Origin of the sequence: Tautonia sociabilis, assembly GCF_003977685.1 — a bacterium.
GTDB lineage: Bacteria > Planctomycetota > Planctomycetia > Isosphaerales > Isosphaeraceae > Tautonia > Tautonia sociabilis.
Genome location: NZ_RYZH01000054.1, coordinates 15,093 through 38,339, shown reverse-complemented (window position 1 = coordinate 38,339; position 23,247 = coordinate 15,093). Strand labels below are relative to the sequence as shown.

Below are 23,247 nucleotides of genomic sequence, written 5' to 3'. Positions count from 1 at the left end.
TGGGACTCGGAGGATCGATGCCGGGTGGCCGGTGCGGGAGATCGGATCTTGGCAGGGGGGAGGGGTGCCTCGGGAGGGGGGTGGGGGGACTGGCCGAGGCAAGGGAGCCTCAGGCTTGACGCCGAGGGGGAGGGCCGGCCCGGTTGGGGCGAGGGGGCTACCCCGGGGGGGCCGGCCGGGTTTCGAGCGGGGGGGAGGAGCAGGTTAGTCGTCTCCGATCCGGCGCTCAAGTTGGTTGGGGACGGGCTCGAGGGTCTCCCGGTGGGAGGAGACGAGCCGTCGGAAGGAGGCGATCACGTCGCCGTTCAGGCCGCGACGGCTGATCCCCTCCCAGGCGTCACCGCGAACAAGCCGGATGTGGGGCATCGCGGGGGCCAGGTCGAGGGAAGAACGAACCGCCGTCGTTGTGGCTCTCGATGAACCGGACGGCCTCCTCGGTGTGGCGCCGGGTGCTGGTGCGTTGGTCGGCGGGACGCTCGACGACCTGGGTGCCGCGCTGCCGCGGGACGTTGAAGCATTCGATTCGACCCGGGGGTCGGTGATGGCGATACGTCCAAGGGGGGCCGAGCCGGCGCGGTCCATGTTGTTGCTGTGGGAGATGCCGAAGTACGAGTCGAAGCCGTCGGCGGAGGGGAGGGCGGCCTCGGCCTGGTCCTCGGCCGATCCTCGCCGGCGATCCGGGGATCACTCGACGGCCGAGGCCCCTCCCCCCTTGAGCATCGTGTCGTCGAGCTTCATCTCCTGGACGATGGCGTCGAGCCTCTGGCTGACCTCGTACATTGTCTCCGGGCGCTTCGGGGGGTCGCTCTGGAGGCAGGAGACGAGCAGGTTGTTGAGCGAGGCCGGGATCGCCGGGTTCAACCGGGAGGGCAGGGAGATTTTCTCCCTATCTCCCTGGGCCCGGCCGCCGACGTTGGCCGGCTGGCCGGTCATCAGGTGGTACATCAGCGCGCCGAGCGCGTAGACGTCGGAGCGCTCGCCGAGGATCTTGCCCCGGATCTGCTCCGGCGCCATGTAGAGCCGATCTCCCTTGTACTGCTCGCGCAGCGGGCCGGGGACCAGGTGCAGCCCGAAGCCCAGCAGCTTGACCTCTCCCGACCGGGTGAGCATGACCCTTCTGGGGGAGAGGGCGCCGTGGCGAACCCCCCGGCGGTGCATGTGGGCCAGCCCGGAGGCGAGCTTCTGGGAGATCAGCACGAGCTGATCGAGCGACAGGTCGGGCAGGGTGTCGATCCCCTGGCCCGGGACGTACTCCATCAGCAGCTCGCCGCGCTCGACGCGGAACCACTTGCGCTTCAGCCGGAAGTCATGATACTTCAGCGGCACCGGGTGTCCGAGCTTGGCGCTGGCCTCGACGGCGGCCTTCGCCCGGGCGAGATTCACGTCGTCCTCGGGCCCCTCCCGGGCGATGAACTTCAGGGCGTAGCGGCGGCCGAGCTGCCCCCGATCGCCGACCCGGACGACCTTGCCCGAGCCGCTAGTGTCGATCAGCTCCTCGACCTGGTACTTCATGCCCGAGAGCGTCGGGCCCGACTCGGCGGCGGCTTTGGACACGGCGATGCCCTCCCCTCCCCCCCTGGCCCGGGGACGATCCGGCCCGTTGCCGCCGACTCGGCGGGGCCGTCCGAACCAGCGCCCACTCTCGCAGATCGGTCGGCCCGACGCCAGCGCCCAGGGGCGTCGGCGAGGGCTTGCGGGGGCCCCGACGCCGCACTAGATTGGCCTTCCTCGGGGCCTGCCCGGCCCCTGCCGAATCTCAGGGCCGATCTCGACTCGATCGCACTGGATCGATCTCATCCGGATCAATCTCCGATCCGACCGGACAGGGGGCGTCGACCATGAGTCGCAAGCTTCGCGTGGGGATGGTGGGCGGCGGCGGGCCGGCGAACTTCTTCGGCGGGCCGCACCGCCGGGGCATCCTGATCGACAACTCCGCCGAGCTGACCGCCGGCGCCCTCCGCTCCCGGCCCGAGGAGGCCATCGCCTCGGCCAAGGAGCTGTTCTTCGCCCGGGGCTACGGCGACTGGCAGTCGATGATCGCCGAGGAAGCGAAGCGAGACGACGGCATCGACTACGTCACCATCGTCACCCCCAACGACGCTCACTTCGGCCCGGCCCTCGCCGCCGCCGAGGCCGGCATGGGCGTGCTCTGCGAAAAGCCGCTGGTGATGAACCTGGACGAGGCGAAGCGGCTTTACCAGGCGGTGAAGGCCAAGGGCGTGCCGTTCGTCGTCGCCTATACCTACACCGCCTTCCCGATGGTGATGATGGCCAGGGCCATGGTCGCCGACGGCAAGGTCGGCGAGGTCCGCAAGGTCGAGGCCTGGTACCCCCAGGGCTGGCTGGCCGGCAGCCGGGAGACGACCGCCGACGCCGCTGGGCAGAAGCAGGCGTCATGGCGGGTCGACCCGTCGAAGTCGGGCGCCTCCGGCTGCGGCGGCGACATCGGCACCCACGCCTACGAGTTCGTCCGCTTCGTCGCCGGCCTGACCGCCACGAGGCTCCGCGCCCGGCTCAAGACCTTCGTCCCTGGCCGAGCCCTGGACGACGACTTCACCGTCCTGGCCGAGCTGGACAACGGCGGCATCGCCACCATCACCGCCAGCCAGGTCACCATCGGCGCCCAGAACGACAACGGCTTCCGGATCGTCGGCACCGAGGGCACCCTGGAGTGGTCGATCACCGACCACAACACCCTCAAGTACTACCGGGGCGGCGAGCCGGTTTCCCTCTACCGGCTCGGCGGCATGTACACGTATTTCCCCTCGTCGATCACCCCCTACATCCGGGTGCCCGAGGGGCACCCCGAGGGCTTCCACGAGGCCCTGGCCAACCTGCATCGCTGCCTGGAGTGGCAGATCCGCTCGAAGACGCTCGGCGAGTCCGTCCCCGACGCGATGCCCCTGCCGGGAATCGAGGACGGCGTGGCCGGCATGGCGTTCATCGAGGCCGCCGTCCAGAGCGGCCGGCAGGACGGCGAGTGGGTCGAGGTCCCGAAGGTCGGCTGACCCGCCCCGCCCGGTCTCCCCCGCCCCCCTCCCCTCCCCTCGCCGTCCGGGGACGGGGGCCGGGCCGAGGGGCGGCTTCCCCGGACGCCTCGCTCCCCCTCACCGGCCGACTCCCATGAAAGACCCCCTCGTCCGCTTCAGCGTCGCCATTGGCGGCGACCTGCTCGAGAAGTTCGACCGCTACCGGGAGGAGCACCGCTACCCGAACCGGTCGGAGGCCGTGCGCGGCCTGATGCGCGCGGCGCTGATTCAGGACGTCGTCGCCCAGGACGACGCCGAGACCATGGGCGTGCTCACCCTCGTCTACGACCACCACCGATCCGGCATCTCCGACCGCCTCAACGACCTCCAGCACCGCCACTTCGACCGCGTGGTGACCACGACCCACGTCCACCTCGACCACGATCGCTGCCTGGAGGTCATCCTCCTGAGAGGCCCCGTGCGCCTGGTCCGGGAGCTGGCCGACGGCCTGATCGGCACCAAGGGGGTCGAGACCGGCCGGCTCGTGCTCGCCCCGGCGTCGCCGATCGCCGACCCGGGGCACAGCCACGGGCACGGGCACGGCCACGGGCACAGCCACGGCCACGGCCCCCCACTCGATCACGGGCACGATCTCGGGGACTGATCCCCCCCCCCGGCGGGGGCGGCGGGAGGGATCGGCCGGCCGGCCTCCCGGATCGGGCGATCAAGACCCCGGGCGGCCGGGGGGCGGGGCCTAGGCGGGGGCGGGGCGGTCGGCTATCGTGGTCGGCATGGCGGCGACGCCCCCGCTACGCCCCGGGAGACGGGAAGCCGGTCCCACCGGGCCCGGCCGTCGTGCGACGCGAGGGACGCGGTTCAACTCAACGCAAACCGGGCCTGATGCCCTGGCCCGTCGCCGCGCCCCCGGTCCGGACCCGTCGCGTCCCGTCCCGACCCGACCCGATTTGATCGATTGGAGAAGACCCATGGGTGCTCCGACCTTCCTGAACAACTCGCCCAAGGTCGCGCTGATCGGCGGCGGCTTCATTGGCCCGGTCCACTGTGAGACGCTCCGCCGGATCGGCGTGCCCGTGGTCGGCGTGCTGGAACTCAATCCGGAGCTGGGCCAGAAGACCGCCGACCGCCTGGGCATCCCCAAGGTGTTCAAGGACCTGGACGAGTTGCTGGCCGATCCCGAGGTCGGCTCGGTGCACATCGCCTCGCCCAACTTCGTCCACTTCGAGCAGGCCCGCGCCGCGCTGATGGCCGGCAAGCACGTGCTCTGCGAGAAGCCGCTGGCGCTAACCTCGAAGCAGACGGGGGAGCTCGCCCGGCTTGCCGCCGACCGCCCCCAGCAGGCCGCCGGCGTGAACTATAATGTGCGGTTCTACCCCCTCTGCCATGAGATCCGGGCCCGGGTGGCCCGGGGCGACTTGGGCCAGCTCCTCTCGATCACCGGCTCCTACACCCAGGACTGGCTGCTCCAGGCCACCGACTACAACTGGCGGGTCGAGCCCGATCACGCCACCAACCTGCGGGCCATCTCCGACATCGGCACGCACTGGATGGACCTGGCCCAGTTCGCCACCGGCCTGAAGATCGAGCGCGTGCTGGCGGACCTGGCCATCTTCCACCCTGAGCGGCGCAAGCCGGTCGGCGGCTCGGAGACGTTCACCGGCTCCGCCGCCGCCGAGCGGCCGACCGAGCCGGTGAGGATCGTCACCGAGGACTACGGCGCCGTCGTCCTGCACTGGACCGGCGGCGTCCGGGGCGTCTACCACGTCTCCCAGTGCCAGGCGGGCCGCAAGAACCGGCTGGCGCTGGAGATCAGCGGCACCGAGGGCTCCATCGTCTGGGACAGCGAGACGCCCAACCGCATGTGGATCGGCCGCCGGGGCCGCCCCAGCGAGCTGCTCGAGCGCGACCCCTCGATCCTGGATCCCGCCGCCGCCGCCATCTCGCACTACCCCGGCGGCCACGCCGAAGGGTTCCCCGACGCCTTCAAGCAGCTCGCCCTCTCCTTCTACGGCTGGATCGCCGCCGGCTGCTCGGGCCCGGCGCCGTTCCCCACCTTCGCCGACGGCCACCACGAGGTCCAGCTCTGCGAGGCCATCGCCCGGAGCGCCCAGGCAGGCACCTGGGAGGGCGTCTCCTGACCAGGGCGCTCCCACCCCCCCGTCCCGCGACGCCGCGGGGCGGGCCTCTGGCCCCGGCCCGGGCGTCCGGCGTCCGGTCGGGGCGGTTGGTTGCGAGGGGCCGGTTGTGTGCTGGCGAGGGATCGAAGCGGATCCTATAGTAGAGCGGCCGATCGAAGGAGGATCGGGGGTTTCCACCCCGATTCGCCCCGGATCGGCCGTCGGCGACGGCATCAGCCGGAATCACCCCGCGACGGACGTCAGCGGCCGGGCCGAGCCCAGGGCCGCTTCTTCCCCGTCCGATCGACCGCCGACGGCCCCGGGGGCGGAAGGGACGCCACTTCCCACTGACGCGCTCCCTTGATTGCACAACCGGGTTTTCGACCATGCCACGCAAGGCTCATCGGGCACGCTGCGCGCCGATCGTCGAGGCGTTCGAATCGCGGACCCTCCTCAGCACGCTCGCCTCCCCGCCGGGCTCAGAGGATGTGCCGATCCCCGCCGCGGACGTCGAAGCGTCTCGGGGGCTGCTGGTTCGTCCGATTGACGGGGTGGCCTCGGGCCTGGTCCAGCGGTTCTACCGGGCGCTGGGGGCAACGGTGCAGCGCAGCTATCCCGACGGGCCGACCCTGCTTCAGTTGCCCAGCCAGCGGGCCCGGGACGCGGCCGTCTCCCTCCTGGCCTCGCGCCCCTGGGTGGAATACGCCGAGCCCGACGGGCCGCTGATCCAGGCCGACGGCGGCCGGGTCGTCCCCAACGACCCCTCCTTCGGCCAGCTCTGGGGCCTGGACAACGCCTCCGACCTCGACATCAACGCTCCCGAGGCCTGGGCCGCCGCCGGGGGAGGCCAGGGAGTGTTGGTCGCCGTGCTCGACACCGGCATCGACCTGACCCACCCCGACCTCGCCGGCCGGATCTGGACCAACCCGGGCGAGATCCCCGGCAACGGCATCGACGACGACCGCAATGGCTACATCGACGACGTCAACGGCTGGAACTTCGTCTCCCGGACCTCCGACGTCCGCGACGACAACGGCCACGGCACCCACGTCTCGGGCACCATCGCGGCCGTCGCCGGCAACGGCATCGGCGTCACCGGCGTCGCCTTCGGCGCCACGGTCATGCCGCTGAAGGTGCTCGGCGCCGACGGCAGCGGCTCGATCTCCAAGGCCGTCGACGCCATCTACTACGCCGCCGCCCACGGTGCCCGGGTCATCAACGCCAGTTGGGGGGGCCCCGGCTACTCCAAGTCGCTCGACGACGCCATCCGGGCGGTCGGCCAGGCCAACCCGAGCACCGGGGCGCTGGGCACCGTCTTCGTCTCCGCCGCCGGCAACGAGGCGGTCGACAACGACGTCCGCCCCAGCTACCCGCCGAACAACCGCTACGCCAGTACCATCGCCGTGGCGGCGATCGACCAGTCGGGCCGGCTCGCCTCGTACTCCAACTACGGCGACCGGACGGTCGACCTGGCGGCGCCGGGGGACTCCATCCTGAGCACGGTGCCCGGCGGCTACGCCTACTACTCGGGGACCTCGATGGCCGCCCCCCACGTCACCGGAGTCGTCGCCCTGGTCGCGGCCCAGTATCCGGGGGAGACGGCCGCGCAGCTGGTCCGCCGTGTGGTCGGCGCCGCCCGCCCCCTGCCCTCGCTGACCGGCCTGGTCGCCTCCGGCGGCCTGCTCGACGCCGCGAAGGCCGTCGGCTCGCCGTCCGTCGTCACCTCTCCCTCCTCGACGCCGACGCCAACACCAACGCCCACCCCCTCGCCCTCGCCCTCGCCGTCCCCGACGGCCGACCCCCTGCCCGTCTCGCCGAGGCCGGTGGCGGGCACGGCCGACGACGCGACGGTTCGGACCTACCTCGTCTCGTCCGAGGAGTTCTATCTCCGGGCGGGGGCGACCCCCGAGCGTTACGTCGACGCGCTCTACCGCGTGGTGCTGAATCGCCCGGCCGAGCCGGCCGGGCTGGCCTTCTGGGCCTCCCGGCTCCGGTCGGGCGGCAGCCGGTTCGACGTGGCTTCGGGGATCATCGACTCGGACGAGGCCCGCCGGGTGATGGTCGCCGGCTGGTACCGGTCGGATCTCGGCCGCACCGCCTCGATCGAGGCGCTGAAGTACGACCCGGGCGTGATCTTCTGGGCCGATCGGCTCGCCGCCGGGTTCCGGCCCGACGAGATCCGGGCCGCGATCCTCGGCTCGGTCGAGTTCGCCGCCCGGCAGGGAGGGACGACCGACGGACTGATTGTCGGGGTCTATCGCTCGCTGCTGGACCGGGAGCCCAACGCCGCCACCCGGCTCACCGCCTCCTCCCGGCTCTCGACCGGCTCCTGGAATCCCCAGACGCTAATTCTCTCGGTCCAGACGACCGACGAGGCGGTCCGCACCAAGGTGGCCTTCTGGTATCGCGCCCTACTCGGCCGGTCTGAGTCCGTGGCCACGCTGAAGGACGACTCCGGCGTGGCCTACTGGGCCGCGATGCTCGGCCGAGGCTGAGCCGGCCTCGCTCGGGACGGACGCTCGCCCGCGTTGGGGCCGTCGCGACCTGGCACACGGCCCGCGACGGCACCATCCAACAACCGACGATCCTCCAGACCGGATCCCGGCTGCGGCCGATGGCTCGTTCGCGCCGGGAACGCCGTGCGGCCTGTGCCGGTCCGAAGCCCGAGACGACCTGCGGCGAGTTGCCACGGCTCTGGCAATGCCTGCGGATCTCGGTTTCGAGCGGTGCGACCGGGCCGGCTCCCCGGGCGTCTCTCCCCTCGGACGCCGGCCCGAGACGCGATTATCGGTCGATCGCCTGCATCGCCTGGGCGTGGTAGCGGTTCCCCGAGGCGGCCCCGGGCGGCAAGATCGCGTCGATCTGACGCAGCTCCTCGGGGGTCAGGCGGATCTCCGCCGCGCCGAGGTTCTCCTCCAGGTAGGCGATCCGCTTCGTGCCGGGGATCGGGACGAGATCCTCTCCCTGCGCCAGCACCCACGCCAGCGCGAGCTGGCTGGGCGTGCAGCCCTTCGACGCGGCCAGGTCGTTGATCTTCGCCACCAGCTCCAGGTTCTTCGCGAAGTTCTCCCCCTGGAACCGGGGGGAGTTGCGGCGAGAGTCGTCGGCCGGCAGGTCGTCGAACCTCTTGAACCGGCCGGTCAGGAAGCCCCGGCCGAGCGGGCTGTAGGCGACGAAGGTGATGCCCAGCTCCCGGACGGTCGGCAGGATGGCGTCCTCCGCGTCCCGGCTCCAGAGGGAATACTCGGTTTGCAGCGCGGCGATCGGATGGACCTGCGTCGCCCTCCGGATCGTCCGCGGCGCGGCCTCCGACAGCCCGAGGTGGCGGACCTTGCCCGCCGCCACCAGCTCGGCCATGGCGCCGACGGTCTCCTCGATCGGCGTCTTCGGATCGACCCGGTGCTGGTAGTACAGGTCGATCGTCTCGACCCCCAACCGCTTCAGGCTGGCGTCGCAAGCCGATCGCACGTACTCCGGATCCCCCCGGATGCCGAGGAACTCGCCGTTCGGCCCGCGGACGTTGCCGAACTTGGTGGCGAGCACGACCCGGTCGCGCCGATCCCGGATGGCTCGGCCGACCAGCTCCTCGTTGCGGCCGACGCCGTACATGTCGGCCGTGTCGATGAAGTTGCCGCCGAGGTCGAGGTAACGGTGGATGACCCGGATCGACTCGGCCTCGTCCATCTCTCCGGGAGAGTAGAACTCGCTCATCCCCATGCAGCCCAGGCCGATCGCCGAGATGCGGGGGCCGCCGCGCCCCAGGGTGCGTTCCCTCATGGCTGATCTTCCCTCCGAGTTCCGTGTTCCGATCGATCGTCCGATTGTACCGGGCGGGACAATCTGCCGGCCGGGCCCGGGAGGGCGGAGCGCCGGGGAGCGCGGAGACGCATTGTGCATCGGCCCCGGGTGGCTGTACAACAACGGTTTGTTGCCCGTCCTCGAGGACGGGGCGGCACGCTCTCCCGGCGCCGGCTCCGGTGCGCCGATCCGATCCGATCCGAATCGGGAGCGAATCGCTCATGAGCCCTCGCCTGCTGCTGCTCCCCGCCCTGCTGGCCGTGCTGCCGACGACCGGCCGGACCGGGGAGGTCGACTACCTCCGAGCGATCAAGCCGGTGCTGGCCGAGCGTTGTTTCGCCTGCCACGGCGCGCTGAAGCAGGAGGCGGAGCTGCGGGTGGATACGGTCGCCCTGATGATCGAGGGGAGCAACGCCGGGCCGGTGATCGCCCCGGGAGACGTGGCCGGCAGCTACCTGGTGGACGTGCTCACCGGCGCCGCCGGCTTCCGCATGCCTCCCGAGGGGGAGCCGCTGACCGACGCCCAGATCGGCCTCATCCGAGACTGGATTGCCGCCGGCGCCCCCGCCCCCGAGGGGGAGGAGCCCCAGGCCGACCCTCGAGAGCACTGGGCCTTCCGCCCCCCGACCCGCCCCGAGGTGCCCGGCGTCGGCGACCCCGAGTGGGGCTCGAACCCCATCGACGCCTTCCTCTCCCGGGAGCACGAACGCCTTGGGCTCTCCCCCCTGCCCCGGGCCGACCGGGCCACGCTCCTGCGCCGGGTCGCGCTCGACCTGACCGGCCTGGCGCCGACTCGCGAGGAACTGCTCGCCTTTGTCTCCGACCCCGATCCCGACGCCTATGCTCGCGCCGTTGATCGCTTGCTGCAGAGCCCTCACTTCGGCGAGCGCTGGGGACGGCACTGGATGGACATCTGGCGCTACAGCGACTGGGACGGCTACGGTTCGGAGGTCCGAGAGAGCCAGCCCCACATCTGGCGGTGGCGCGACTGGATCGTCGAGTCCCTCAACGCCGACCTCGGCTACGACCGGATGGTCCGCCTGATGCTCGCCGCCGACGAGATCGCCCCGGACGACCCCGACGCCCTCCGCGCCACCGGCTTCCTCGTCCGCAACTGGTACAAGTTCAACCGAAACATCTGGCTGGATCAAACGGTGGAACACACCGGCAAGGCGTTCCTCGGCCTGACGATCAACTGCGCCCGCTGCCACGACCACAAATACGATCCGATCCCCCAGGTTGACTACTACCGCTTCCGAGCCCTGTTCGAGCCCCACGAGATCGCCACCGATCGCCTCCCCGGCCAGCCCGACACGGCGAAGGACGGCCTCGTCCGCGTTTACGACGCCCACGCCGACATGCCCACCTTTCTTTATGTGAGGGGAGACGAGAAGCAACCGGTCGAGGACCGCCCCCTCGACCCCGCCGTCCCCGGGATGTTCGGCGCCGCCCTGGAGATCGCCCCGGTCGTTCTGCCGATCACCGCGTCCTACCCCGGCCTCAAGGAGTTCATCCGCCGAGAGGCCCTTGCATCGGCTGAGCAGGCGGTGGCCGAGGCCCGAGACGCGCTCATCGCCGCCCGGGAGAAGGGCGAGTCTTCCGCCGAGGCGTCGACCCCGGACGAGGCGGACGCCCCGACTCCGATCCGATTGGCCGAGGCCCGGCTCAAAGCCGCCCTCGCCGAGCTGGAATCGGTCGAGGCCCGCCTCGCCGCCGACGCCGCTCGATTCGCCGAGCCTCCCGACGAGGAGCGATCCGAAGTGCTCGCCCTCCGCGCCGGCCTGGCCGAGCGCCGCGCCGCGCTGGAGAAGGCTCGGTCGGAGCGGTTACTCGCCGAGAAGTCCCTGGCCGACGCCCGCGCCGCCCTCAAGGAAGGGGACCCCGCGACGAAGAAGGCCGTCGAGGCCGCCGAGCAGTCCCTGGCCGAGGCGAGCAAGGCCGTCGAGGAGGCGTCGAAGGCGATCGACGGTCCCCTGCCCTCGGACTACTCGCCGTTCGCCCCGATCCGACCCCGCACCAGCACCGGCCGCCGTCGGGCGCTGGCGGAGTGGATCACCGCCCGGGACAACCCGCTCGCCGCCCGAGTGGCGGTCAATCACGTCTGGATGAGGCACTTCGGCACTCCCCTGGTCGAGTCGGTCTTCGACTTCGGGATCAACGGCAAGCCGCCGAGCCACCCGGAGCTGCTCGACTGGCTGGCCGTCGAGCTGATGGACTCCGGCTGGAGCCTGAAGCATCTGCATCGGTTGATCGTCTCCTCCCGAGCGTACCAGATGCGATCGTCCGCCCCGCTCGACCACCCGAACGTGGCGACCGACCCCGAGAACCGCTGGTACTGGCGGATGAACCCCAGGAGGATGGAGTCGGAGCTGGTCCGGGACAACGTCCTGCACGTCGCCGGATCGCTCGACCCCATGCTCGGCGGGCCTGACCTCGACCCCGAATCCGCCCTGGCCACTGCCCGGCGCAGCCTCTACTTCCGCCACGCGAAGGAGAAGCGGGCCACCTTCCTGAAGCTGTTCGACTCGGCCAACGTCACCTCCTGCTACCGACGGGATGTGAGCGTCGCCCCCCAGCAGGCCCTGGCGCTGGCCAACAGCACGCTCTCGCGCTCGCAGGCCCGGGTTCTGACCGCCCGGCTGATCGAGGAGTGCGGCGGCGACGAGGACGCCTCCTTCGTTACCGTCGCCTTCGAGCAGGTCCTCGGCCGAGCCCCGGATGCCGACGAACGAGACGCCTGCCTCGCCTACCTCCGCGAGCAGGCCGATCGCCTCGCCGACCCGGCCGCGCTCTCCGCCTTCGACCGAGGCCCGGAGCCTCCCGTGATGCCATCGGACGACCCCTCCCGCCGCGCCCGGGAGAATCTGGTCCACGTGCTCATAAACCATTCCGATTTTGTGACCATCCGTTGACCCGACGTTCTCGACCGCCCCGGGAGCCCCGACGATGACCCCTTTCCCGCGACGGACCCCCAGGCGCGCCTTCCTCGCCGACCTCGGCATGGGCTTCACCGGGCTCGCCCTCGGGGCGATGCTCCATCGCGATGGCGTGGCCCGAGCCTCGTCGGGCCTCGATGCGTGGGCCCCTCCCGACGGCCGCCCGCACTTCGAGCCGAAGGCGAAGCGGGTCATCTGGCTGTTCATGATCGGCGGCACCAGCCACCTGGAGAGCTTCGATCCCAAGCCCGAGCTGAACCGCCACGCCGGCAAGACGATCGAGGAGTCTCCTCACGCCGGCGTGCTCGACTCCCCCTACACCCAGAACGTCCGCATTGCCGTCCCCAACGACGCCAACGGCCACATCCGCCACGAGCTCTACCCGCTCCAGGTCGGCTACCGCAAGCGGGGCGAGAGCGGCATCGAGGTGAGCGACTGGTGGCCCTGCGTCGGCGATCGCGTCGACGACCTCGCCGTGATCCGCTCCCTCTACACCACCAACGACAACCACGGCGCCCAGCTCCAGTTCCACACCGGCCGCCATTCGCTCGAGGGCCCGTTCCCCACCATCGGCTCCTGGGTCCACTACGGCCTCGGCGCGCTGAACGACGAGCTGCCCCAGTTCGTCGTCCTGGGCACCCCCATCGCCGACTGCTGCGGCGGCATGAACGGCCACGGCGCCAGCTACCTCGGCCCCGAGCACGACGGCGTCTCGCTCGCCGTCGACCCCAAGGACCCCCTCCCCTTCGCCGCCCCCGGCCCCGACGTCTCCCACGAGGAACAGGCCGATTCGTTCGAGCTGATCGACCGCCTCAACCGCATCTCCGCCGTGAAGTACCCGGACGACGCCCAGCTTCGCGCCCGGATCAAGTCCTATGAGCTGGCCTTCCGGATGCAGATGTCGGTGCCCGAGGTCGTCGACCTCGAAGCCGAGACCGCCGAGACGCAGGCCCTCTACGGGCTCGACCGCGACGAGACCCGGGAATTCGGCCGTCTCTGTCTGGCCGCCCGCCGCCTGGCCGAGCGCGGCGTCCGCTTCGTCCAGATCTTCCACGGCTCCAACGGCGGAGCCGGCGCCTGGGACGCCCACTCCAACCTCCGGTCGGGCCACCAGCGCCTCTGCACTCAGGTCGATCGCCCCATGGCCGGCCTGCTCACCGACCTGAAGCGCCGAGGCCTGCTCGACGACACGCTCGTCGTCTGGGCCACCGAGTTCGGCCGCACCCCCGGCTCCCAGAACGGCGACGGCCGAGACCACCACCCCTTCGGCTTCTCCTGCTGGATGGCCGGCGGCGGCATCAAGGGGGGCGTTGTCCACGGCGCCACCGACGAACTCGGCTTCCACGCCGTCGAGGACCGCCACTACGTCACCGACATCCACGCCACCGTCCTCCACCAGCTCGGGCTCGACTCCCGACGCCTGGAGGTCCCCGGCTACAAGCGCCTGGACATCGACCACGGCAAGCCGATCGCCGGGATCATCGCCTGATCCCCGATCCGGATCGGGATCGGGACCCCAAGCCCCCCTCTCGAGCGGTGGGTCGTTGCAAGCGATCGAGCGCGCGACCCACCCTACAGCGCCTCGGCGTCGCCGTCGCCGTCCCCTTCATCTTCGCCCGGGGCCTCGGCCCGCCCGGCGATCGTGTGCGTCACGTCCACGCGCAGCCAGCAGAGCGCTCCGAACACATATGACGCGGCGAACAGGTAGAACGGCAGCGTCACGTCGTTCGATTCGAGCAGGTGCCCGGTCACGACCGCCGCCAGCGCGGCGGTGAGGCTGGCGGTCATGTTCATCAGCCCGCCGAGCGTGCCGGCATGGCGCTCTCCCTTGTCGGCCGCGGCGGCCCAGGCGGGGCCCATCGCCAGGTCGTTGCCGAAGTAGGTCAGGCAGAGCAGTCCCCCCAGCGCCCAGACCCCCTCGACGCGGAGCGTCGCCAGGATCGCTACCCCCGCGATCGCCATGCCCACCGCCCCGACCACGCGGCGGCCCCACCGGCGGCTGCCCGAGACCCGGATGATCAGGTCCGAGAGCGTCCCCCCCAGCAGGCACGAGCCAACCCCCACGGCGAACGGCAAGGAGGTCATCCACTGGATCGTCCCGGGCGAGAACCCCCGGTGCGTCGACAAATAATCGGGCAAGAGCGTGATGAAGAAATTGCCGCTGTATCCGAGCGCCCCGTACATCAGGCAGAGCGCCCAGACGCTCCCCGAGGTGGCCATGCTCCCCCACGGCACGGCGCCGTGCCCCGTCGGCTGCTCGCGCCGGCCGGCGGCGATCCGCTCCAGCTCGGCCTGGTTCACCGACGCCTTTTCCTCCGGCCGGTTCCGGAACCATGGCCAGAACAGCACGCACCAGACGGCCCCTAGCCCCGCCACCAGCACCAGCGGCGTCTCCCACGAGCCGAACATCCCGAACAGCGGCACCAGCAGCAGCGGAGCCACCGTGCCCCCGATCCGGCTGGACATCCAGAGCAGCCCCTGGGCGCCTCCCCGCTCGGTGGTCGGCATCCAGTCGGCCAACATTCGGGTGATCGACGGGAACGTTCCCGCCTGGAATGCTCCGAACAGGAAGCGGAGGGCGAACAGGATGGCGAACGCCCCCGCGATCGTGCCCGGGATCCACGCCACGGCGGCCAGGGCGGCGGTCGCCAGCGAGCCGCCGAGGATGATGACCGCCAGCGAGTTGCGCACCCCCTTACGGTCGCCGACCATTCCCCAGGGAACCTCGGCCAGCCCGTAGGCGACCATGAACGCCGCCATCAGCAGGCCGAGCTGTCGCTGGTCCAGCCCGAACTCCTCCCGCATCGGTGTCGACGCGGTGGCGAAGCCCACGCGGTGGATGTACGTCACCACCGCCAGCGAGCAGGCGGAGAACAGCACCAGGAACCGCACCCGAGTTGGCCGGTTGTCCCCGCGCTCCGGCTTCGGGCCGACATCCTCGACGTCGGGCCGGGCGTCGCGTCCCTCGTCGAGCATGGTGCCTCCCGGGACAAACAGTCAAGCTCGGGGCTCACGCGGGCGATCCCGCCCGGCCGTCGGCCCGATTCTCCCCGCCGTTGGCCGCGACGGCAAGGCACCGCTCCCTGCACGTTCTTCCTTCTCCGACCACGATCGGGTTTACTCGCCCTCCGGTCGAACCACCCGCCATTCCTCCCCGAGTCGGAGCACATCCGATGAGCAGTCGAGCCCGATCCGAGCACCGCTACGAGAAGCTGACCTGGCCGGAGATCAATGACGCCGTCGAGCTGGGCAAGGTTTGCGTCGTCCCCTGCGGCGCCGTCGAGCAACACGGCCACCACCTGCCGCTCGATGTCGACCTCGTCTGCCCTGTCGGCATCGCCCAGGGCGCCGGACGGGCGATCCCGGAGAAGATGCTCGTCCTGCCGGTTGTCGCCTACGGCTATACCGGGCACGTCATGGACTTCCCCGGTACGATCAACACGCATTTCGAGCATTTCATGCACCAGGTGCTCGATATCACCCGGAGCCTGGCCTACCACGGCTTCAAGAAGATCATCCTCCTCAACGGCCACGGCTCGAACTGGCCGAACCTCGACCTCGTCGCCCGGCGCACGAACCTGGAGACGGACGCCGAGTGCATCCCGATCTCCTGGTGGAACCTGCTCACGGTGGACAAGGACTTCCTCCCCTCGTGGCGAGAGAGCCATTTCCCCGGGGGATGCGCCCACGCCTGCGAGCTGGAGACGTCCCTGTACATGTACCTCGACGGCGACAACGTCCGCGCCGACAAGGTCGAGTCCGGCATCATCAGCTTCAATGCCGAGGAGAGCCCCTTCAACTGGGTCGACCTCTTCGCCGCCGGCCCCGGCACGATCATCTCCTGGACCAGCAGCTACTCCGAGACGGGTACCCTCGGCGAGGCTGCCAAGGCGACCCCCGAGAAGGGCAAGCGCGCCTACGACGAGGCGGTGAAGCAGCTCTCCCGCCTCGTCTCCTGGTTCAAGGACCGTCCGAAGGACGTCCGCCGCGACCTCCACCGCCGACCGCCGACGATGCCTCTTCCCTGGGAACAACGGCCCTTCGGCGGCTGAGGCCGGACGACCCGATTGGCGGTCGAGAGGGGGCGTCGAGGCCGTTGGGGGCGCATCGCCCCCCGGTCGGAGCCTGGACCTCCCCCCGATTGATCAGGACCCCGCCTCGGCGAGCGCCTCGCCGAGGCAGCGGTCGAGGATCGCCACCATCTCGTCGATCTGCGCTCCGGTGACGACCAGCGGCGGCCCGAACGCGATCCAGTTGGGGTCGAACCGGCAGAGCAGCCCGTGCTCCAGCGCCCTGCGGCCGACTCGGACGCCGAAGGCCTCCGGCATCGGCTCCTTCGTCGCCCGGTCCCGGACGAACTCGATCGCCTGGAACAGCCCCTTGCCGCGGAGGTCGCCGATCACGCCGTGCTTCTCCGACAGCCGCTCGAACCCGGCCCGCAGGCGGGCTCCCTGGGCCCGGGCGTTGCCGCAAAGGTCCCGTTCGAGGATCTCCCGGATCACGGCGATCCCCGCGGCGCAGGAGATCGGGTTCCCCTCGAACGTGTGCCCCTCCACGAAGCCGGGGTTCTCGGAGATCGGGCCCCAGAAGGCATCGGCGATCGGCCTTCGGCAGATCATCGCCGAGATGGGGGCATACCCGCCGCTCATCCCCTTGGCCACGCAGAGCACATCCGGCACCACGCCGAACGTCTCGGCCGCGAACAGGTGCCCGGTGCGGCCGAAGCCGGTGATGATCTCGTCGAAGATCAGGAGGATGTTGTGACGATCGCAGATCTCCCGGAGCATCGGGAGATACTCCTCGGGAGGGTCGATCACCCCGCCGGTGTGGCCGATCGGCTCGACGATGATCGCGGCGACGGTGTCCGGATCCTCGAAGTCGATCACCTTCTCGATGATCGAGGCGCAGGTCAGCCCGCAGCTCGGGTACGACTGGCCGAACGGGCAGCGGTAGCAGGTCGGCGGGAAGACGTGCAAGAACCCGGAAGCCATCGGCTCGTTCACCGTTTTCCGGGACTTCAGGCCCGAGGCCGACAGCGCCCCCAGGGTCGAGCCGTGCCACGACTGGTACCGGCCGATGATCTTGAATTTGCCCGGAGCGCCGGTCAGCTTGTGGTACTGCCGGGCCAGCTTGATGGCCGCTTCCGTCACCTCGGCGCCGCCACACTGGAACTTCACGGTCGACAGGTCTCCCGGAGCCAGCTCGGCCAGCAGGTTGGCCAGCTGCACGGCCACCGGGTTCGTGCCGTGCATTGGCGGAGAGAAGGACAGCCGATCGTACTGCTCCCGGATCGCGTCGATCACCCTCCGGTTGTTGTGGCCGACCGAGGCGACGTAGATCCCGGACAACGCATCGAGATAGTGCTTGCCGTTCACGTCCCAGTACGACACGCCGTCGGCCCTGGCCATCACGAGCGGGTGCTTCGACCACTCGGCCATCTGGTCTCGGACGAAGATCTGCCGGAGGAAGCGCTCCTCGACGGCCTGGGCCTCGGCGATCAGGTCGGGCATCGGGCTGGGGACGGTGGCCATGCGCGTCAGGATCCTCGGGGGCAGAACAGGGCGGCGGTCAGGGCGTAGGTGTGGGCGACTCGGACCAGGTCGTCGACCGAGGCCCATTCCCCGGTCGTGTGCTGGCCGCCGGAGCGGGGGCCGTGGGTGATGGCCGGCACGCCGGCGAGGGCCCAGACGCTGTTGCCGTCGTCCACGAACGGCTTCGGCCCGGTCGGCAGCGGGGAGCCGGCGATCGACTCATACGCGAGGCGGAAGTCGGCGACCGCCTGCGCCTCCAGGTTGAGGGCGAAGGCGTCTCGGACGAGCTGGTACTCGGCCTCGATCGCCGTGCCGGTCTCGGCGGCCAGCTCGTCGAGCAGCGACCGGAATTCGGCCTCGATCGCGTGGCGGTCCTTGCCGGGGACCCACCGCCGGGTTCCCTCAATCCAGCAGGTCGGCGGATCTTGATTGTAGAGTTCCCCGGCGTGCACCTGCCCCACGAAGGCGCTCGACCGTCCGGCCACAGGATCGACCTCCGCGGCGACCCGGGCGTCCAGCTCGCCGAGCCTTCGGATCAGCTCCGCCCCGACGGCGATCACCCGGGGGGCCCCCTCGGGCCGCATCACCTCGTGGACCGGAGGCCCGTCGCGCCGGATCGTCACCTTCCAGCACGCCTGGCCCCTCCCGGCGACCGGCAGGTGTCCCGAGAGCGGCTCGGGGATGAGCACCGCGTCGCCGACGACCCCGTCCGAGATCAGCCGGTCGAACTGCGTGCCGAACCCCCAGGGGGCCTCGTGCAGGTCGTGAGCGGTCAGCAGGATCGATCCTCCGCCGAGCACTCCCGAGTCTCGGGCGGCGAGCATCGCCTCCACCGCGGCGGCGGTGCCGCCCTTCATGTCGCACGAGCCGCTGCCGGTGATCGTCTCGCCCTCCCGGCCGAAGGGGACGAACGGCAGGTGGACCGTGTCGAGGTGCCCGTCGAACTGGAGCGTTTTCCCCGCCGCTCCGGCCGACAGGCGGGCCACCACGGCCGGGGCCTTCGGGTGATCGGCCTGGGGCCGCTCGACCGCGATCCCTTCCCCGGTCAGGAACTCGGCCAGCGCATCGAGCGCCCCGCCGGCGTTCCCCGTGGGGCTGGGCACCGAGATCAGCCGCTCGGCGATCGCCAGCAACCGCGCCCGGTCGATGTGCCGGGCGATCCGATCCGATCGCTCCCTGATTGATCCCGAAGCGTCCGATCCGACCATGAGCCTCTTGCCCCCGCGGGTGACCGATCCCTCCCCGACTCTCCGACGCCTCGATCAGAGTCTGAGGAAAATCTTGCGCCGGTACATCCAGAACACCACGAGCCAGAGCACGACCAGCACCGCTCCCCGCTCCAGCATTGGCTGGAACGCGGGGCCGAGCGTTTCGAAGAGGCCCGGGTCGATGTGTCGGCGGAGGTTTGTCTTGATATAACCTCCCGAGAGCTGCCACAGGCAGTACAGGGCGATCGGGTTCATGCCGACCACCACCATCGGAAACGCCCATCGCTTCCAGCCCATCCCCTCGATGATCGCCACGAACCCCGCCAGGAGCAAGGAAACCGCCCCCGCGCTGAAGATCGCCCACGACGGCGTCCAGATTCGCTTGACCATCGGGCACACCCCGACCGTCTGCAACCCCAGCCCGATCGCCACGCCGATCGCGCCGAGGCCGACCAGCCGGGCCAGCTTCCCGGCAAGCGTCAGGTCGAGGCGCAACAGGCGGCCCGCCTGCATGCCGAAGATCATCGTCGCCAGCGACGGGACGAAATTGAGCGTCTGATACCCGCCCTCGCTGTACAGGAACGGCTCCTCGCGGGGGAACAGGTTCAGAAACCAGGAGTCGAACGCGGCGGCGGCGTTGGCGTTCTTCTCCCAGTGGGCGGCGAATCCGGAGAGGTGCGGCCAGTCGTCGGGGATCCCGATCGCCTTCCAGTCCACGTCCGTCCCCGGCGCCGGATACGACGCGAACAGCAGCCAGTACCCCGCGAGGATGCCGAAGGCGGCCAGCCACTGGGTCCTCGGCCTCGTGAACGCGAGCAGAAACAGGAATGGATATCCCAGTCCGATTTGCGCCAGCACGTTGGTGAAGACCCAGACCGTGCGATCGCTCCACGACGAGGTCAGATAGACCGCCAGCAGGACCAGCGCGGCCGATCGCCAGAGCGCGTGGGCGAACATCGGCCCGAAGGACTGGCCCCGGGCCGTCCGGTTGGCGATCGAGAACGGCAGGGCCACGCCCACCATGAACATGAATGCCGGCTGAATCAGGTCCCAGAGCGAGCAGCCCACCCAGGGGACGTGTTCGACCTGCTCGCCGACGGCCCGCAGCCACGGCCGGCTGTCGCCGTACTCCTCCGCCACCCGGGCGAGGCCCAGGCCTCCGGAGGCCATGAGGATCATCACGGCCCCTCGGAAGGCGTCGAGCGAGGCGAGCCTCCCGGGCTTCTCCGGGAGGGGGCCATCGGGAGACCCCGGCGCCGCCATCACTCCGGCTCCCCGGCGATGGCGGTCGATCGGCGGTCGTCGATCTTGGTCGGGGCGTCAATCTCGTTCGGGCCGATCGCGATGGGGCCGACCGTCGGCTCGACGAGGATGCCCACGGTCTGCGTCTGGTCGGCGCTGGTCCTCGTGTCCCGGATCACATTCCCCTCGAAGGTCAGGCCCGAGGGCTCCCCGCGCACCCGGATGGCCGCGGTGCCGGGCTCCCGGCCGTTGTCCTCGATGAGGTTCGCTTCCAGGCGGTTCCGGTGCGGGGACATCGCCTCGTCCTCGTTGCGGAAGAAGACGCCGTTCGAGGCGTTGCGGACGATCCGGTTGTTGCGCAAGAGGTTGTCCGAATCCTTGTGGCCGATCGAGATGCCGAACTGGCCGTTCTCCTCCAGCAGGTTCTCCTCGAACGTGCCGTGGCGGACCCGCCAGCAGAGGAACAGGCCGTCCGTCCCGTTGCGCCGGGCGATGCAGCCCCGCACCGTGGGCCGCTGCGAGCCGCTGCCCGGGTGCAGGCCGAGGTGGGTGTTTTCCTCGCTGATGCAGTCGATCACCGTCACGTCGTTCGACTGCTGGAAGCTGATGCCGTCGCCGTGGTAGTCGCGGACGACGCAGTTGGCGATCACCGTGCCGAATCCGCGATAGAGGTAGATGCCCGCTCCCCGGCAGCCGTTGAGGTAGGGGTTGCCCGCCTTGTTGCCGTCGATGACGAGCCCTTCCACCCGGGCCCCTTGGATGTTCACGCCGCTGACGACCGGGAAGACGGTGGCGGCCATCGCCTGGTTCGACACCAGGCAGTCGGCCATCAGCGGGGCGTCGATCGCGAACGTGTCGCCGCGCCGGCCGGTGATCCGGCCGACGGTGGTGTGGAAGCCCCCGGAGCGGTTATCCCAGATGGCGACGCCGGCACCGACCTCGAAGCCGGACGGCTGCTCGACGGTGATCTGCTGCTCGCCGAAGTCGCCGTCCATCGCCAGGGGGGAGACGGCCGCATCCGCCTTGCGCAGGATGGTCTTCCCCGGCACGCCTCGGACGGTGACGTGGGACCGCAGGTGGAGCGAGTCGCGCATGAGGTATTCCCCCTCTCCGATCTGCACGATACCGCCGCCAAGGGCGGCCACGTACTCGACGGCCGCCTGCAGCGCTCGGTTGTCGGCGCCGATGAGGTCGGCGTCGGCCCGGCCCACGGTGATCGTTGGACGTTCGCTCATTTCCGAATGCATGGCGAAGGGCAACTGGCGCTCGTCCGGCGGCGGGCCGGCGGCGTCCTGGGAGGCGGCGGGCGAGGCGGCCAGGAGGAGCCCGAGGGCGGCCGGGGCGAAGCGGGTCATCAGGGCCTCCGGTTCCCGAAGGACGGGGTGCGAGGGGGGATCGGCCGCGGTTGGCCGTCGTTCCGGTCCCAGTATGACTCGGGGCGGACCCGGGCGGAAGTCGCTGGCCTGGTCCCGGCCGAGGTCGTTGCGGGGGGACCCGGCGGCCGTCAGAATGGGCCTCGATCCGGGGCGATGCAACCGGTGGACGCCCCCCGTCGATCCGACCCCTCCCGATCGAGGCCGACCCATGATCGCATCGCGACTTGCCTCGCGGCTGCCCGCTCTGCTGCTGGCCGTCGCGACGCTTGCCTCCCCGACCGCTGACGCCCAGCAGGCCGACCTGATCCTCCACAACGGCAAGATCGTCACCGTGGACGACGCCTTCTCGATCGCCGAGGCCATCGCCGTCTCCGACGGCACGCTCCTCCGGGTCGGCACCGACGCCGAAGTCCTGGCGACTCGGGGGCCGGACACCCGCGTGATCGACCTTGGCGGCAAGACCGTGCTGCCCGGCCTGATCGACTCGCACACCCACCCCACCGGCGCCTCTCTGACGGAGTTCGACCACGAGATCCCCGACCTGCGGACGATCGCCGACGTGCTCGACTACATCGGCCAGCGTGCCCGGGAACTCGGCGAGGGGCAATGGGTCGTCGTCCGTCAGGTGTTCATCACTCGATTGAAGGAACAGCGCTATCCCACCCGGGCCGAGCTGGACCGCGTCGCCCCGAAGAACCCCGTCCTGTTCGCGACCGGACCGGACGCCTCGCTCAACTCGATGGCCCTGGAGCTGAGCGGCATCGACAAGAACTTCGAGCCCGAGGGGCCCGGCAAGGTCGAGCGCGACCCGGAAACCGGAGAGCCGACCGGCATCCTCCGCAACCTCACCCGGTACGTGAAGGCCGACCCTCCCGGCCGGTCGCCGACGCCCGACGAGCAGGACGAGCGGCTGCTCACCCTGCTCCGCGACTACAACTCCGTCGGCCTCACGGCGATCATCGACCGCAACGCCAGCGCATCGGCCATCGACCAGTATGAACGCCTCCTCGACTCGGGTCGCCTCCCCATTCGGATCGGCATCTCCCGCGGCGTCGACCACTCCGGCCCGATCGAGGAGATCGAGCGGGAGATTCGATCCGTCGCCAACCACCCGCTGCGCAACGGCGGCCCGATGCTCCGGATCGTCGGCATCAAGATGTTCCTCGATGGCGGCATGCTCACCGGCAGCGCCTTCATGCGGGAGCCCTGGGGCGTGAGCGAGATCTACGCGATCGACGACCCCCACTACCGAGGCGTGCTGTTCATCCCGCCGGATCGGCTGGAGCCGATGGTCCGCGCCGCGGTCGAGTCTGGCATCCAGTTCACGGCGCACAGCGTGGGCGACGGGGCGGTCCATACCCTGCTCGACGCCTACGAGGCGGTCAACCGAGACACTCCCGTCGCCCCCACCCGCCCCTGCATCACCCACTCCAACTTCATGAGCCGGGAGGCCATCGACCAGGCCGCCCGCCTCGGCGTCGTGCTCGACATCCAGCCGGCCTGGCTCTACCTCGACGTTCGCACCCTCTCCGCCCAGTTCGGCGACGACCGCCTCCGCTGGTTCCAGCCGCTCAAGAGCCTCTTCGAGGCCGGCGTCACCGTCGGCGGCGGCTCCGACCACATGCAGAAGGTCGGCTCCTTCCGGTCGATCAATCCCTATAACCCCTTCCTCGGCATGTGGGTCGCCATCACCCGCCAGGCCAGGGGGTACCAGGGCCGCCTCCATCCCGAGGAGGCCCTCTCCCGGGAGCAGGCCATCCGCCTCTATACCATCAACAACGCCCGGCTCCTGTTCCTCGAAGACCAGCTCGGCTCCCTCGAGCGGGGCAAGCTCGCCGATTTCATCGTCCTCGACCGCGACATCCTCACCTGCCCCGAGGACGAGATCCGGGAGATCACCGTCGAGGCGACCTACCTCAACGGCGAGCCCGTCTTCGAGGCCTCGGGCGAATAAGGGCGGGGCCATCGGCCGAGGGCCGAGGCGATGGCTGGGATCCGCCGCTCGCCCTCGGCCCTCAGCCCTCCGGCGCCGGTCCCAAAATGGGCCGCTCG

General features: G+C 70.5%; 15 protein-coding genes and 1 pseudogene. 8 read left to right on the top strand and 8 right to left on the bottom strand.

The window, feature by feature from the left end; translation table 11 throughout:
- Positions 1-204: 204 nt before the first annotated feature.
- The gene (locus tag TsocGM_RS26255; protein ID WP_158633689.1) at positions 205-366 is read right to left on the bottom strand and encodes a hypothetical protein; all 162 of its coding nucleotides are present in this window, start codon (positions 364-366) and stop codon (positions 205-207) included.
- 318 nt (positions 367-684) lie between these two features.
- Entirely contained in the window at positions 685-1,554 is an 870-nt protein-coding gene (locus tag TsocGM_RS21320) for a serine/threonine-protein kinase (protein WP_126727490.1), read from the bottom strand.
- A 284-nt stretch (positions 1,555-1,838) separates the two neighbouring features.
- Between TsocGM_RS21320 and TsocGM_RS21315 the strand changes: the two genes are divergently transcribed.
- From TsocGM_RS21315 to TsocGM_RS21300, 4 genes and pseudogenes are all read left to right on the top strand, one after another.
- Positions 1,839-3,008 carry a Gfo/Idh/MocA family protein gene (locus tag TsocGM_RS21315; protein WP_126727489.1) on the top strand — a complete coding sequence of 390 codons (1,170 nt, stop codon included), beginning with the start codon at positions 1,839-1,841 and terminating at the stop codon, positions 3,006-3,008.
- A gap of 115 nt (positions 3,009-3,123) precedes the next feature.
- Positions 3,124-3,519, top strand: a pseudogene (gene nikR, locus TsocGM_RS21310) (nickel-responsive transcriptional regulator NikR); the annotation flags it as partial.
- 436 nt (positions 3,520-3,955) lie between these two features.
- Complete coding sequence (locus TsocGM_RS21305; RefSeq protein ID WP_126727487.1) at positions 3,956-5,125, top strand: Gfo/Idh/MocA family protein; 1,170 nt, start codon at positions 3,956-3,958, stop codon at positions 5,123-5,125.
- A gap of 365 nt (positions 5,126-5,490) precedes the next feature.
- On the top strand, positions 5,491-7,599 hold the full coding sequence (locus tag TsocGM_RS21300; protein ID WP_126727486.1) for a S8 family serine peptidase: 2,109 nt from the start codon (positions 5,491-5,493) through the stop codon (positions 7,597-7,599).
- Positions 7,600-7,888: 289 nt separating this feature from the next.
- Here the strand turns inward: TsocGM_RS21300 and TsocGM_RS21295 are convergent, their stop codons facing one another.
- Positions 7,889-8,881, bottom strand: a complete 993-nt coding sequence (locus TsocGM_RS21295; protein WP_126727485.1) for an aldo/keto reductase — start codon at positions 8,879-8,881, stop codon at positions 7,889-7,891.
- Between the two features lie 242 nt (positions 8,882-9,123).
- On the opposite strand from TsocGM_RS21295, the gene TsocGM_RS21290 reads away from it, so the two are divergent.
- Both TsocGM_RS21290 and TsocGM_RS21285 read left to right on the top strand, forming a co-directional pair.
- A complete protein-coding gene (locus tag TsocGM_RS21290) occupies positions 9,124-11,814 on the top strand; it encodes a DUF1553 domain-containing protein (protein WP_126727484.1) in 2,691 nt (896 codons plus the stop codon).
- Positions 11,815-11,848: 34 nt separating this feature from the next.
- A complete protein-coding gene (locus TsocGM_RS21285; protein WP_126727483.1) occupies positions 11,849-13,327 on the top strand; it encodes a DUF1501 domain-containing protein in 1,479 nt (492 codons plus the stop codon).
- Between the two features lie 83 nt (positions 13,328-13,410).
- Here the strand turns inward: TsocGM_RS21285 and TsocGM_RS21280 are convergent, their stop codons facing one another.
- Positions 13,411-14,814, bottom strand: a complete 1,404-nt coding sequence (locus TsocGM_RS21280; RefSeq protein ID WP_126727482.1) for an MFS transporter — start codon at positions 14,812-14,814, stop codon at positions 13,411-13,413.
- 197 nt (positions 14,815-15,011) lie between these two features.
- Between TsocGM_RS21280 and TsocGM_RS21275 the strand changes: the two genes are divergently transcribed.
- Positions 15,012-15,890, top strand: coding sequence for a creatininase family protein (locus tag TsocGM_RS21275; RefSeq protein ID WP_126727481.1), 879 nt, complete (start codon positions 15,012-15,014; stop codon positions 15,888-15,890).
- A 93-nt stretch (positions 15,891-15,983) separates the two neighbouring features.
- On the opposite strand, the gene TsocGM_RS21270 is transcribed toward TsocGM_RS21275, so the two are convergent.
- Genes TsocGM_RS21270 through TsocGM_RS21255 form a run of 4 tightly spaced genes read right to left on the bottom strand, consistent with a single transcriptional unit; the run spans position 15,984 to position 21,174 of the window.
- A complete protein-coding gene (locus TsocGM_RS21270; RefSeq protein WP_233579081.1) occupies positions 15,984-17,369 on the bottom strand; it encodes an aminotransferase family protein in 1,386 nt (461 codons plus the stop codon).
- Positions 17,370-17,374: 5 nt separating this feature from the next.
- The gene (locus TsocGM_RS21265; protein ID WP_126727480.1) at positions 17,375-18,577 is read right to left on the bottom strand and encodes a M20 family metallopeptidase; all 1,203 of its coding nucleotides are present in this window, start codon (positions 18,575-18,577) and stop codon (positions 17,375-17,377) included.
- 54 nt (positions 18,578-18,631) lie between these two features.
- A complete protein-coding gene (locus tag TsocGM_RS21260; RefSeq protein WP_126727479.1) occupies positions 18,632-19,840 on the bottom strand; it encodes an acyltransferase family protein in 1,209 nt (402 codons plus the stop codon).
- Positions 19,840-21,174 carry a right-handed parallel beta-helix repeat-containing protein gene (locus TsocGM_RS21255; RefSeq protein ID WP_126727478.1) on the bottom strand — a complete coding sequence of 445 codons (1,335 nt, stop codon included), beginning with the start codon at positions 21,172-21,174 and terminating at the stop codon, positions 19,840-19,842. Before TsocGM_RS21255 ends, TsocGM_RS21260 begins: the two co-directional genes overlap by 1 nt.
- Before the next feature lie 229 nt (positions 21,175-21,403).
- On the opposite strand from TsocGM_RS21255, the gene TsocGM_RS21250 reads away from it, so the two are divergent.
- Positions 21,404-23,149, top strand: coding sequence for an amidohydrolase (locus TsocGM_RS21250; protein ID WP_199756859.1), 1,746 nt, complete (start codon positions 21,404-21,406; stop codon positions 23,147-23,149).
- Positions 23,150-23,247: the final 98 nt, after the last annotated feature.